Annotated in this window: 14 protein-coding genes; 5 read left to right on the forward strand and 9 right to left on the reverse strand. The window is 70.2% G+C overall.

All coding sequences use genetic code 11. The annotated features are described in order from the left end of the window. Positions 1 to 120: 120 nt before the first annotated feature. Positions 121 to 768, forward strand: a complete 648-nt coding sequence (gene deoC / locus MXA07_RS06810; protein ID WP_247731294.1) for a deoxyribose-phosphate aldolase — start codon at positions 121 to 123, stop codon at positions 766 to 768. 100 nt (positions 769 to 868) lie between these two features. Here the strand turns inward: deoC and MXA07_RS06815 are convergent, their stop codons facing one another. Next, positions 869 to 2047, reverse strand: a complete 1179-nt coding sequence (locus MXA07_RS06815) for an NAD-binding protein (protein WP_247731295.1) — start codon at positions 2045 to 2047, stop codon at positions 869 to 871. Between the two features lie 149 nt (positions 2048 to 2196). Here MXA07_RS06815 and MXA07_RS06820 point away from each other — a divergent pair, with 149 nt between their 5' ends. Next, positions 2197 to 2475, forward strand: coding sequence for a ubiquitin-like small modifier protein 1 (locus MXA07_RS06820; protein WP_247731296.1), 279 nt, complete (start codon positions 2197 to 2199; stop codon positions 2473 to 2475). 505 nt (positions 2476 to 2980) lie between these two features. Here MXA07_RS06820 and MXA07_RS06825 read toward each other — a convergent pair. From MXA07_RS06825 to MXA07_RS06835, 3 genes are all read right to left on the reverse strand, one after another. Next, positions 2981 to 3901 carry a GNAT family N-acetyltransferase gene (locus MXA07_RS06825; RefSeq protein WP_247731297.1) on the reverse strand — a complete coding sequence of 307 codons (921 nt, stop codon included), beginning with the start codon at positions 3899 to 3901 and terminating at the stop codon, positions 2981 to 2983. A 196-nt stretch (positions 3902 to 4097) separates the two neighbouring features. Then, positions 4098 to 5369, reverse strand: a complete 1272-nt coding sequence (gene gatD, locus MXA07_RS06830) for a Glu-tRNA(Gln) amidotransferase subunit GatD (RefSeq protein ID WP_247731298.1) — start codon at positions 5367 to 5369, stop codon at positions 4098 to 4100. A gap of 108 nt (positions 5370 to 5477) precedes the next feature. Further along, positions 5478 to 5684 carry a hypothetical protein gene (locus MXA07_RS06835; RefSeq protein ID WP_247731299.1) on the reverse strand — a complete coding sequence of 69 codons (207 nt, stop codon included), beginning with the start codon at positions 5682 to 5684 and terminating at the stop codon, positions 5478 to 5480. A gap of 126 nt (positions 5685 to 5810) precedes the next feature. On the opposite strand from MXA07_RS06835, the gene MXA07_RS06840 reads away from it, so the two are divergent. Continuing rightward, positions 5811 to 6431 carry a DUF456 domain-containing protein gene (locus tag MXA07_RS06840; protein ID WP_247731300.1) on the forward strand — a complete coding sequence of 207 codons (621 nt, stop codon included), beginning with the start codon at positions 5811 to 5813 and terminating at the stop codon, positions 6429 to 6431. A 75-nt stretch (positions 6432 to 6506) separates the two neighbouring features. Here MXA07_RS06840 and MXA07_RS06845 read toward each other — a convergent pair whose 3' ends face one another. Next, positions 6507 to 7175: a metalloregulator ArsR/SmtB family transcription factor gene (locus tag MXA07_RS06845; protein ID WP_247731301.1), complete on the reverse strand. Its 669-nt coding sequence runs from the start codon at positions 7173 to 7175 to the stop codon at positions 6507 to 6509. 158 nt (positions 7176 to 7333) lie between these two features. Between MXA07_RS06845 and MXA07_RS06850 the strand changes: the two genes are divergently transcribed. Together MXA07_RS06850 and MXA07_RS06855 are read left to right on the forward strand one after the other, a co-directional pair. Continuing rightward, positions 7334 to 7624, forward strand: coding sequence for a transcriptional regulator (locus tag MXA07_RS06850; RefSeq protein ID WP_247731302.1), 291 nt, complete (start codon positions 7334 to 7336; stop codon positions 7622 to 7624). Between the two features lie 223 nt (positions 7625 to 7847). Then, on the forward strand, positions 7848 to 8234 hold the full coding sequence (locus MXA07_RS06855) for a DUF7344 domain-containing protein (RefSeq protein WP_247731303.1): 387 nt from the start codon (positions 7848 to 7850) through the stop codon (positions 8232 to 8234). On the opposite strand, the gene MXA07_RS06860 is transcribed toward MXA07_RS06855, so the two are convergent. From MXA07_RS06860 to MXA07_RS18165, 4 genes are all read right to left on the reverse strand, one after another. After that, entirely contained in the window at positions 8225 to 9208 is a 984-nt protein-coding gene (locus MXA07_RS06860) for an aminotransferase class IV (RefSeq protein ID WP_247731304.1), read from the reverse strand. The genes MXA07_RS06855 and MXA07_RS06860 overlap by 10 nt on opposite strands. Beyond that, a complete protein-coding gene (locus MXA07_RS06865; protein WP_247731719.1) occupies positions 9205 to 10005 on the reverse strand; it encodes an anthranilate synthase component II in 801 nt (266 codons plus the stop codon). Before MXA07_RS06865 ends, MXA07_RS06860 begins: the two co-directional genes overlap by 4 nt. A 49-nt stretch (positions 10006 to 10054) precedes the next feature. Continuing rightward, on the reverse strand, positions 10055 to 11815 hold the full coding sequence (locus tag MXA07_RS06870) for an anthranilate synthase component I family protein (RefSeq protein ID WP_425492199.1): 1761 nt from the start codon (positions 11813 to 11815) through the stop codon (positions 10055 to 10057). Between the two features lie 130 nt (positions 11816 to 11945). After that, positions 11946 to 12782 carry a helix-hairpin-helix domain-containing protein gene (locus MXA07_RS18165; protein ID WP_282102543.1) on the reverse strand — a complete coding sequence of 279 codons (837 nt, stop codon included), beginning with the start codon at positions 12780 to 12782 and terminating at the stop codon, positions 11946 to 11948. Positions 12783 to 12820: the final 38 nt, after the last annotated feature.

Here is a 12820-nt window from a genome sequence, read left to right on the forward strand (position 1 = left end):
TGCCTTCTGATACGCGTCTCGTTTCCGACCCGTACCGCGCCGGGGCTCGCCGAGTCGACTTCGACTCGCGCCGTCCGACGGATGATCGCGTTTATTGCGCTCGCCCGCCGAGGCCGTCGCATGGACCGCGCCGAACTCGCGCCGTCGATCGATCACACCGTCCTCGGCCCGGGGACGACCGAACGGGCGGCGATGGACGGCTGCGCCGAGGCGGACCGGTACGGCGCGAACGCCTGCATCCCGCCGTGTTACCTCGAGGCGGTTCGCGGCGCGAATCCCGACCTCACGATCGCGACCGTCGTCGGCTTTCCTCACGGCCAGCACGCGCCCGCGGTGAAGTGCGAGGAGGCCGTTCGCGCCTGGCGGGCCGGGGCGGACGAGCTCGACGTGGTGTGTAACGTCGGTCGGCTTCGGGCGGGCGAGACCGACGCCGTTCGCGAGGAACTGGCCGAGATCGTCGCGGCGGTGCCGATTCCGGTGAAGGTGATCGTCGAGGCGCCGCTGCTCTCGGACGCCGAACTCGACCGGGCCTGCGAGGCGGCCGTCGCGGCCGACGCCGCGATGGTCAAGACGTCCACGGGCTTCGTCGACGGGGGCGCGACGGTCGAGGACGTCGGGCGGATGGCCGAGCACCTGCCGGTCAAGGCCAGCGGCGGCATCGGGACCTACGACGAGGCGATGGCGATGATCGACGCCGGGGCCGATCGCATCGGGACCTCGAGCGGCGTCGCGATTCTCGAGGGGGCGCCCGATCCGGCGAACGGCTGAGGCGACGTTCCACCCGCGACCCCGTCGATCGGCGGGACCCGACCGATCGAGGTCGATCTGGCGGACGGACGGCGAACGATCGACGAACCGAACGCGATCCTCACTCCTCGAGCAGTCGCTCGATCAGGCCGGTGGAATCGCCGTCGAGGGCGGATTTCACGAGGAGGTGACCGCCGAGCTCCGCGGGGCTGATCACGTCGTCGGCGCCCGCGTTCATCAGCTTTCGACGGTTCTCGCGGTCGGTCGCCGCGGCGACGATGCGGACGTCGGGCCGGAGCTGGCGGGCGGTGAGGATCGTCAGCGCGTCGGCCGCGTCGTCGTTCGTCGCGACGAGGACCGCGCTCGCACGAGCGATCTGAACGCGTTCGAGCGGCCGCTCGTCGCTCGGGTCGGCCTGCACGACCGCCACGCCGCGGTCGGTGAGTTCCGCCGTGTCCGTCTCGTCTCGCGAGACGACGGCGAACTCCAGGCCGGCCGCCTCGAGTTCGTCGATGATCGGTTCCGTCAGATCCCCGTAGCCGAGCACGAGGACGTGGCTGTCGAGCGTCTGGAGCTGTGAATCGGTCATCTTTCCGAGTGTTTTCGAGATTCGCGCCTGAATCGCCGGCCCGACGAGCGCGCCGACGCCGATACCGAAACTGGCGACGCCGAGGACGAGGACGGACATGGTGAACAACAGCGCTCTGGGCGAGCCCCCGTTCGGCGTGATGTCGCCGTAGCCGACGGTGCTCGAGGTGATCAACGTGAAGTAGAACGCGTCGAGCAGCGAGTTCACGCCGTCGAACTCCTCGCGGAGGTGGTACGCGCCGATCGTCCCGTAGAGCTGGACGGCTGCGAGCGCCGCTCCGGCCGCGATCTGCGTCGTGGAGAGGGAGAGCCGTCCGTCGAAGCGACGGCGGCTGAGCACCAGCACCGGCATGGCGAGCAGCGAGAGGGCGATCAGGGGCGTCGAGTAGCGGCTCGCCTGGAGGACGCCCTGGGCGGCCGTGAGGGGGAGCAACAACAGCGTCGCCCACCAGCCGGCGCGCAGCCCTCGACGGAGCGCCAGGGCGCTTCCGACCATCAAAAAGCCGGTCAGCGCCCCGGTGAACCCCGCCGCCTCCTGCGCGTACGCCGGAACGTACGCGGCGAAGGGCCCGTCGATCGTCGTGGTGGAGATGTTGACGATGGCCGTCAGCACCGACAGGAGCGAGACGGCGAGGACGAGTCCCACCGTCAGTCGCGTCGTCAGGTGGCGTCGCCAGTCGTCGCCCGCACTTGATCTGGTCGGCGCCTCCATACCTCCCCTGTGAGCGGCGCGTAGTTAAACGGACCGAGACTACGTTGCACCCCTTCGACGGACGTCCCGGCCGAATGCGAGGCCGGTTCCCTCCGGACGGCTCCGCGCGGAGCGGTAGCTACTTCCCGAATCGGCCGATACGCTCTCGCATGGAGTGGAAGCTGTTCGCCGACCTGGCCGAGCGCGCCGGCGACCGGCACGTCGCGGTCGACGTCGAACCCGGTGAGACGGTCGAGGACGCCCTCGACGCCCTGCTCGAGGACCGCGAGGACCTTCGCGAGCGGGTCCTCGACGAGAGGGGCGAGTTGCGCTCGCAACTCACGGTCCTGCGAAACGGCGGCGACGTCCACGCTCGAGGGGACGGGCTGGCGACGACGCTCGACGCCGACGACGAACTCGCCCTGCTCCCGCCGGTTAGCGGGGGCTAACGCGACTGTCGGAGCGACGTGTCGAGGCAGTCGGTCCCGCGCCTGTCGCCGTGTTGGGAGCAGTGGTAGAGTGCACCCACCGCGAGCGAACGGTGCGCGGTTCGGAACGAAGTGAGAACCGCGATATGCGAACGGGCGAAGCCCGTGAGCGAAGTGAGCGAGCGGGCCGACGACCGATGTGGAAAGCGCGGCGCGGATGCGCCGCGGGAAGTCGAATCGCGCGGGACCGCAGGTCCCGCGTACCATGCGAACGGGCGCTTTGCGCCCGTGAGCAGACGGTGAAACCGCGAGACGAGCCGCGCGAAGCGCGGCTGAAACGGAGGGAGGAGAGCATCGAAGCTAAGCGGGAGCGAAGCTCCCGCGAGGTCGTCGGCGCGAAGCGCCGACTGCAAGCGATTCCGTGGAACCGCCCTGTCCAAAAGAGCGCGTAGCGCTCTTTTGAAGATTTTTCCGAGGGCCGACGGAGCCGGCCCGCAGAGAAAAAGTTCGGAGTGGAAACGTCCGCTTACAAATTCGTGAGGTCGATGCCGAGGACGAAGTCGGGTTCGTCGGAGAGGTCGGCGCCGGCGTAGGAGGCGTCGCTGACGGCCCGCGCGGTCTCGGGGATCAAGACGCGCGTCTCGTCGGCGCCGATGGCGGCGGCGTCGCGGGCGACGGCGGCGAGTAGCGATTTCGCCGCGGGGACGTCCGCCCACGCGCCGACGCCGTACTCCGCCCAGCGGACCGTCTCGCCGTCGTCGGTCTCGCGATCGTACGCGCGGCTTCGGTAGGCCATGCCCGAGACGCCGCCCTCGCCCTCGACGGCGAAGACGGCCGTCTCGTCGGCGAGGGTTTCGAGGTCCGCGCGGGTGAGTTCGCGTGCCGCCCACGATTCCTCGGGGTCCATCGCGAGGCCGCGGAGGTGGGTCCGGGCGTCGCTGGCCGTCCAGAAGCGCCAGGCGGCGTCGGGATCCGCAGAGACCGCGTGCGGGCCGTCGGCGTCCGGATCTGGTTCGGGCCGGGCGAAGCGAAACTCGGTTTCGGGACCGAAGCCGCCGGCGCGGGCGGCGCCCAGCGCGGCGACGTTCCAGGAGAACGTCATCAATCGACCGACGGTGGCGCCGCGCGCCGCCGCCCAGTCGAAGCAGGCCTCGTTGAGTCGCCGGCTGATCCCCTGGCGCTGGTAGTCGGGGTTGACGCGCATCCCCTGGAACCAGGCTTCGTCCGGCGAGAGCATGACGATCTGGACGATCCCGGCCACGTCGTCGCCGACGGCGGCGAGGAACGTCCGTTTGCCCGATTCGTCGTCGGCTTCCAGCCAGTCGTGGTAGACGCGGTGGAGGTAATCGCCGCCCCGATCGGCCCACAGCTCGCTGGTGAAGGCGGCGACGTCCTCGTAATCGTCGTGCGTTGCGCGTCGGATCTCGATGTCTGTCGATCGGGTCATGGATGGATGATCAGTCGCTCTCGGTCGCCGCCGAACGGTGTCGCGTTCGAATCTGCGGTCTGTCGGCGGTCCGTGATCGCCGGTGGTCCGTACTCGCCGGCCGTACTGGGTCCGACGGCGGACGCGTTCGTTCTCGTCTCCGGATCGGGTGTCGCGAGGAATCCCCGTTTCGATCGCGGGCGAGAACGCCGCATCCTCAGGTCCAGGGCACCGACCGGTCCTGCAGTTCGCCGGCCACTGAGGTCTCCATCGCCGCGGCGACGGCGTCGGCGTCGGATTCGCGTTCGAGCACCCACATGAGTTTGACGAGCGCGGTCCCCGGGAGGGTGTCGCCGGCCTCGATCACGCCGGCCTCGAGCAGGTCGCGGCCGGTGTCGTAGACGCGATCGCAGACCCGACCCTCGAGACACTGGCTTGTCATGACGACGGTCGTCCCGTCGTCGACGAGCGCCTCGATGCGGGGGACGAGGTCCGTGTGGACGTGACCGAGGCCGGTCCCCTCGATGACGAGTCCCGCCGATCCCTCGGCGACGTCGAGGAACGCGGGGTCCATGCCGGGCGCGAATTTGAGCAGGTCGACGTCGGACTCGAGCGCGGCGTCGACCGACAGGTTGGCGTGGCCCCGCTCGACGTACTCGCCGTCGAACGTGACGGTCGCGGTCGGGCTGTCCTCCGTCTCGTAGGCGACCGCGCCGAGCGGGCTGGCGCCGACGGTCTCGAAGGCGTCCCGGCGCGAGGTGTGGTTCTTTCGCACGCGCGTCCCGCGGTGGAGCGCGCAGACGTCGTCGGATTCGGTCGCGTGCATGCAGACCAGCACCTCCGCGCAGTCGGCTTTCGCGGCCTCGACAGCGCAGACGGCGTTCATGACGTTGTCCGAGGAGGGTCGGTCGGCCGAGCGCTGCGACCCGGTGAAGACGATCGGCACGGGCGTCTCGAGCATGAACGCGAGCGCCGACGCGGTGTACTGCATGGTGTCGGTGCCGTGCATGATCACGACGCCGTCGGCGCCCGCTTCGATCTCCTCGGCGACCGCTCGGGCGAGGTCTTGCCAGATGGCGGGCTCCATGTTTTCCGAGAGGATATTCGAGACGACGCGTCCGCGGTAATTCGCCCGGCCGGCCAGTTCCGGGACGGCTCGCAGGACGTCCTCGGCGTCGAAGCGCGCGGTGACGGCGCCGGTTCGGTAGTCGACGGTCGAGGCGATCGTCCCGCCGGTGGACAGCAGCGAGATCGTCGGCAGGTCGTCGTCGTAGGCGATCTCGGAGGTCGACTCGTCGGCCGGTTCCTCGCCGGCGACGTCGTAGACGTCGGGTTCGATGACCTCGACGGTGCTCGACTCGCGATCGAGGCCCACGTTGTAGCCCCCGTCGAGTTTGACGACGAGGTGCTCGGGCGTACTCGAGGGCAGGTAAACGCCCTCGACGGTGCGATCCGGCCCCTCGGCGCGGATCCGGTCGCCTGGGTTCATACGCCGCGGTTGGCCGGCCCGAAACTTGAACCCACCCCTTCGCCCGGACGGGCGGTCGGCGATGGGGGGATCGATAGCGGCCTGACTGGCGCATCGGTTCCGAGAGACTCAAACGAGCGCGAGCAGGGCGTAGCCGGTGAGAACGAGCGCGAAGCCGAGCGCGAGCAGGCCGATACCGACGCCGATCGCCCTGAGCGCGCGGAAGGTGACCGACGAGTGGTCGGGCTGCCGTTCGATCGAGAGCGCCAGCCCTCCCGCGATCCCCGCGGCCGCGTAGCCCACCCCGGCGAAATAGAGGATGACGGCCCACTCCATGGTCCCGGAATGGCTGCGGGGGTGCCTATACGCTCCGGCCGGGCGAAGACGACCCGCCGGGCTGCTGCGAGGCCGGCGCGCGTTCGGCATGAAAAAGCCCATTTCCTCGGCGCCCGAACGGCGAGTATGGCAGATCGCTCGGACGAAACGACCGTCTCGGAGCCGGGGTCCACCGACGACCTCCTCGAGGAGACCGACCGGCTCCTCTCGGAGACGGGGTTCGACGAGGGCGGCGAGCCGACGGCGGAGCCGAGCGAACCCGATTCGTCGGTCACCTCGCCGGCGTTCGAGCCCGACCGCGGTTCGGTGGATCCGACGCAGGACGCAGCCGACTCCGCCTCGCGGAGTCGACTCAACCCGCGCCGATGGCTCCCCTCGCTTCGAGTACCCTCGACCCTCTCGCCGTCGGCGTACTTCTCGCCGCGGGCGTACCTCGCACTCGCGGGCGTCTTCGGGGCGGGCTACTTCGTCGGCAACGCGACGATCCCGATCGCGGGGCCGCTCGTCGGCCTCGCCGTCGCGGCTTTTCTCGTCGGAACTCTCACGGCCGAACGTCGGTACCTGGAGGTGACGACGGCGGGTGCGTCGATCGGCGCGATCATGGCGATCTTCGACTTCGCCGTCGCCTTCGTCGCCGGCGTCGGGACGCGGCTGGTGATCGCCGGCCTGACGGCCGGCCTGCTGGCCGCGCTGCTTGGCTACTACTTCGGGCGCGACCTGCGAGACGGCCTGACGCGATCCGAGTGACTGCCGGTTCCGGTCCCGGAATCTCCCGCGAGCCGCCCTCGGATCACAGCACCCGCTCCGGATCGCTCCGCGCCTTCAGACTTCCGCGCGCGATTCGGTCAACTCCCAGCCGCGTTCGGTGCGCTGGACGAGGCCGCGGTCGGCCATCGCCTCGAGGAGGTCCGCGACCACCTCTCTGGGAGCGTCGAGGTCCTGGCTGATGGTGCCGATCCCCTTCGGTTCCGATCGGATGCTCGCGAGGAGGTCGGCGTAGATTCGACTCTCGGAGCCGGTGCCGACCGACTCGGAGATCTGATCGAGCACCTCGCAGAGCCGTCCCTGGACCCACCGCTGGGCGAGCGAGAGTTCGTTCTCGAGGCGTTCGAGTTGCTCGAGCGTCCCGAGGAGTTCGTCGATCGACTCCTCGTCTTCGGTGCCGACGTCGAGGGTCAGGTACCGACACTTCGACATGTCGAGTCCGTTGCTGGCCGGATAGGCGCTCTTGCTGGCGAAGCCGTACGGCGAGAGGTTGACCTCGAGCCTGACGTTTCGCGCGATGTGGAAGTACTTCCGGCGCTGGTCGTCGGTCCGACTCTCGACGAGCCCGGCGTCTTCGAGTTTCTGCAGGTGCTCGATGACGGCTTTCGGGCTGACGCCGAGGTACTCGGAGATCTCGGTGACGTAACAGGGCTTTCGCGAGAGTAACCGGAGGATCCGCCGGCGATTTTCGTTCCCGAGCAGGTTGAGCAGCGCCGCGGAGTCCATCTGAACGGCTCTAAGCGACGGGTGCTGAAAAGCGTGTCTTCTCCATTCGTGATCCGAGGTCCCGTCGCCGGACCCCGACCCGTCGATTCATCGTTGGGCGGGGCCGGCGAACCGGTCTGACCGCATCCCTGAAATGGCCCGGCCGCGAACGTCGCCGCATGACCGGGGCAACCGAAACGACCCGACGGCGGCTTGCCAGGCGGTTACGGGAGACGGCGGCGACGCCGTCCGAACTGGCCCGCGAGTTCGACCTGACCGCGGCGACGGTCCTTTCGCACCTCGAACACGTCGCCCGCAGCCTCGATGCGGGGGACGAGGCCGTCCTCGTCGCGCCGCCGACCTGCCGCGAGTGCGGCTTCGACGACTTCGACGACCTCCTCAACGTCCCGTCGCGGTGTCCCTCGTGCAAGCACGAAGGGATCGACGAACCAACCGTCACGATCGAGTGAGCGCCGCCTCTGTCGGACCGCGATACGGTAGCGGCCGACCCCAGTCCGTAGCGTCATCGCCTCGCTCCGGGTCGTCGGCACCTGCGTCGGTGGCTCTCTGTGGTATCGCTCCGCACACCCGGCGCACTTTCGATACACACTTTAACGGGCCGACTGTCAGTCCGGCACGGAACCGGGTTCGGGACCGCGAGCGCGCACGGCGATCCCTGGCCCGTCGCAGCCTATGACAGCGCCACCCTCCAACGAAACCGACGCGGCCGAGCTCACCCTCTCGATTCTCGAGCAGCTTCCCGACCCGGCCGACCCGGCCGACGTCGACGACGCGCTCGCCGTCCTCTCGAACCGGCGGCGACGGCTCACGCTTGCGGTCGTTCGCGATCACGGCGAGGCGCTCGCCCTGCCGGACGTGGCAGACGAGGTCGCCGTGGCCGAACGGGGCCGGCCGCTGTCGGCGATCGACCCCGAGACCGTCACCGAAATCTACGTCGGGATCTATCACGATCACCTCCCGCGACTCGTGGACGTGGGCCTCCTCTCGTACGATCAGGAGCGCGATCTCGTCATCCCGAACTTCGAGAGCTGTGCGCTGCCGGGCGACGATCAGCCGTAGTGGCGCGATTCGACGGTCGCGTCGAACGCGCGTCGCAACCGACTCGTTATCGGGCCGGGCCCTATCGTCCGGCCGTCGAGCCGGTCGACCGGCCGGACTTCCCACGTCGTGTTCGTCAGGAAGAGTTCGTCCGCCGCGTCGAGCAGGTCCGACCCGTACCGACCCACCTCGACCGGAACGTCGAGGTCGTCGGCCAGATCGAGGACCGTCCGTCGCGTGACGCCCGGCAACACCGGCCCGTCGGTCGCGGGGGTGTAGAGCACGCCGTCAGCGACGACGAAGACGTTACTCGTCGCCCCCTCCGCTAGGTATCCGTCCCCGTCGTACAGGAGGACTTCGTCGGGATCTCGGATCCGGTCGCTATCGCCCGATCCGCCCGCGTCGTCCGTCCGACCGTCGAGCCGCGCGAGGATCCCGTCGAGGTAGTTGTGCGTCTTCGCCCGGGCGGGGATGGCGTCGTCGGGGATGCGCGGTCGCTCCACGGTCCGGACGGTCGCGGGGCCGTCCCAGACCGGCACGCCGTCGACGCCGCCGCGCGGGAGCGGCTTGACCCAGACGACGACCGTGGGATCGACGTCGGGGTCCGGGGCCAGCGTCCCGGGCTGGACGCCGCGAGTGATCGAGAGCCGGACGTACGCGTCCTCGAGTCCGTTCGCCGCGAGCGTCTCGTCGATCCGTTCACGGAGCGTCTCGCGATCGAGGCCGTGATCGAGCGAGAGGAGGTCGCAGGTTTCCGCGAGGCGGTCGGCGTGGGCGTCCCACCGGAAGAGCGACCCGCCGTAGGCGCGCATGGTCTCGAACGCCGCGTCGCCGTACCGAAACCCGCGGTCGTCGACGCTGACGACGGCCTCGCCGGCGGGAACGAGGTCGCCGTCGACCCAGTAGATGGGGTCGGCGTCGTTCGAATCGGCGTCGGTCGCATCGTCACCGCCCGAAGCGGTGTCGCGCGTCTCGCCGTCGCTCGAATCGTTCATTTCTCCACCCTCCGTTCGACTGCCATCTCACAGAACGTCGCGATCAGCCGTTTGCCGATCGAGAGCGAGAGCGACCCGGCTTCCCGTCGGGCCCGACGGCGGACGGTTGCGGGATCGCTCCCCGCCGTCCGCACGGCGGAATCCTCGTTCTCTCCGATGGAATCCGTGCTCGCCCGGTCTCCTGTCCGTGCGGCGTCGTCCCCGTCGTCGCGCCGCTCGGGATCGGGTTCGCGACTCGTCAGGATGCTCTCCGGGTGAAACTGCACGCCGACGTGCGGTCGCTCGCGGTGGCGGACGGCCATCAGGGTCTCGCGGTCGTCCGTCGTCGTCGCCGTCTCGACGAGCGGATCGGGCAACTCGTCGCGCTCGACCGCCAGCGAGTGGTAGCGCCCGACGCGAAACCGGTCCGGCAGGCCGGCGAAGATGCCTTTGCCGTCGTGGGTGATCGTCGACGGCTTGCCGTGGACGACTTCGGGCGCCGGTCCGACCGACGCGCCGTGGGCGGCACACAGCGCCTGGTGGCCCAGACAGACCCCGAGGATGGGATACGTCGTCTCCGCGAAGAGGTCGATCGAGATGCCAGCGTCCGACGGCGTACCGGGTCCCGGCGAGAGCACGATCGCCGTCGGCTCGTACGCCTGGACGTCGGAAACCGTGAGCTCGTCGTTTCGCTCGACGCGGACCTCGTCGGCGACCTCCCCGACGTACTGGACGAGGTTGTAGACGAACGAGTCGTAGTTGTCGACGACGAGCACCCGAATCGGCGTGCCACGCCCGTCCGATCGCTCGCCGGTCACCCGCGCTCGCTCGTCGGCCGTCCGGGCGCGATCCGAAACCGCACGCTCGTCAGGCACGATCGCTTCCCCCGTCGAGTTCGGCCGTCCCTCCGCGGTCGGGGTCGGCCGTCTCTCCGCCGCGCCCGACCGTCTCCCCGCCGTCGGGGTCGGCCGTCTCTCCGCCGTGCCCGACCGTCTCCCCGCCGTCGGGTTCGACCCGGCCGCCGCCTTCGACCGCGAGTTCGCCGCGTCGGCCGAGGGCCTCGTCGATCGCGGAGACGAGCCCGCGGGCCTTGTCGAGCGTCTCGTCGTACTCCCGGTCGGGCACCGAGTCGTGGACGATTCCGGCGCCGACGCGCAGGTGAAACGCGTCGTCGACGCGCACGAGCGTCCGGATGACGATGTTGCACGTCGCCCGTCCGTCGAAGCCGAAGATCCCGATGCTTCCCGTGTAGGGACCGCGTCGGACGGCCTCCAGTTCGTCGATGATCGCCATGGTCCGCGGCTTCGGCGCGCCGGTGATCGTCCCGCCGGGGAACGTCGCCGCGACGGCGTCGGCCACGGTCGCCGACTCGCGGAGTCGGCCCCTGACGTCAGAGACGAGGTGCATCACGGCGGCGTACCGGTCGACGCGGCGGTACTGGGCCACCTCGACGGAGCCGTACCGACAGACCTTCCCGAGGTCGTTTCGCTCGAGGTCGACCAGCATCGCGTGTTCGGCCCGTTCCTTCTCGTCGCCGCGCAGGTCGGCCTCGTACTCGTCGTCCGCCGCGGCCGTCTCGCCCCTCGGTCGCGTCCCGGCGATCGGTTCCGTGCGGACGAACTCGCCCTCGCGCTCGAGGAGGAGCTCCGGACTCGCGCTGATCAGGTCGGTCGATGGATACTCGAGCAGCGCCGAGTAGGGGGCCGGGTTCACGCGGCGGAGCGCGTCGTAGGCGGCGACGGGGTGGACCGCCGCGGGCGCGACGAGGCGCTGGGAGACGTTGGCCTGAAACGTGTCGCCGGCCCGGACGTACTCCTGAACCCGTCGAACCCGCTCGGCGAAGGCGTCCCGCCCGCACTGGCTCTCGAACGTCGCGGCATCGTCCTCGACGGGCGCCGGGCCGATCAACGGCGCACCGGTTCGGATCGAGTCGGCGAGGGAGAGCGCGCGCTCGCGGCCGCGCTCGAACGCGTCGGTCGCCGGATCGACGCTCCCGTCGGCCGTCGAACCGTCACCGACCGCGTGGCCCGATTCGTCAGTGCTCGCCGCCTCGCCGTTCGGTTGGAACCGGGGACAGGCGGTGATCCGAAGCGTCACCGGTCCGTCGTCGCCACTCGCCCTCCACGCTACGAGCCGGTCGAAGACGGCGAGTTCGAGTCGCGGTAACCCTCGATCGTCGACGGCGTTCGCTGGGAGCGCTTCGAGCTCCCTCGCGACGTCGTAGGAGAGCCAGCCGACGGCGCCGCAGGGGTACGGCACCGGTTCGTCCTCCTGGTCGTCGCTCCCGATCGCGTTCGGCGAGCGGTCCTCGACCACCGATTCCCCGTCGAGAACGCCCTCGAGCGCCGCGAGCGTCGGCGACCCGGCATCCTCCTCGTTCCGGCGAAGGCACGCGTCCGCGCTCACGGTCACGCGTTCGATCGGATCGACGCCGAAGTACCCCCAGCCGTCCTGACCGCCCGTGGTCTCGAGAAACGCGCCGCCCGGCCCGTCGCGAGCGCGGCGATAGGCGTCGAACGGATCGTCGACCTCGAGTCGCGCCTCGACCGGGAGTCGCGTCCCCTGGTCGGCGCCCGCGGCCATGCGGGCGACGTCCGCCTCGGTGGTCACGACCCGCGGTTCGCTCATGTACTGCCGGTCTCACTCCCGGAATAATCCTCTTGCGGTCCCTGCCGGTTCGACCGACGTCGAAACCCGGCTGACAAGTGACGAGCATCGCGCCGCCTCGGAGAAACGGACCGTGTCAGTCCGCCGTCCCTCAGCGGTCGGTCGCCCGCCCGATCCAGCCCTCGATGCGGGAGGCCGCGATGTCGGTCTCCGCTTCGAGCGCCGTCGCGTCGGCCGCCGCGAGGTCGGCGACGGTCTCGACGCCGGCATCGCCGAGGCGGTCGGCGTAGGCGGGACCGATCCCCTTGATCTCCGTAACGGGTTCGTCGGCGGCGTCGCTGGACGGTTCGTCGGCGTCGTCTCCAGCCGCACTGTCGGCGTCGTGGTCCGCGGCGACCTCGTCGGCCGCTTCGCCATCCTCGTCGCCGTCGTCCGCAACCGGCTCGTCGCCGTCGTCCTCGCCGGTCGGACCGTCCGGCACGTCCGTCTCGTCGGCGGTCGTCTCCGGGTCGCTCTTTTCGGTCGTCGTCGCCTGCGCGTCGGTCGGCCCCGTCGCCTCGGCCGCCTCGCGCTCGTCGGGCACCTCTGTCATGGTGTCCGTCGACGCGCTCGCGCTGGTGTCGGCGGCCGCTCCGGACTCGGCCGCGGCTCCGGCCTCCTCGATGGCCGCTGCGGCGTCGGTCGCGTCGTCGCTCGTCGAATCGCTCGATTCGTCGGCGCCCGCCCCGTCGTCTGACGGCCGCCCGTCCGTCGACTCCTCGGCGGCATCCGACCCGTCGCCGTCCTCGGGTTCGGCGCCCGCCGAGTCGGGTGTCGCGTCGGCCGCCTCGCCGTCGGTCGGTTCTTCGTCGTCCCGGCCGCTCATCGGCGGCGGCGCTCTCGGTCCCGCCTCCTCGCCCGGCTCCGCGGTCCCGCCGCGCCCGCGAGAGCGTCGGTCGGACCCGTCGCCGAGGCCGAGGAGGGACTTGATGGTGTCCAGGAGTGGCATATGCCGACCGTATACGGTAGAGCCGCTAAAGTCGTTCG

Origin of the sequence: Halovivax limisalsi (genome assembly GCF_023093535.1) — an archaeon.
GTDB lineage: Archaea > Halobacteriota > Halobacteria > Halobacteriales > Natrialbaceae > Halovivax > Halovivax limisalsi.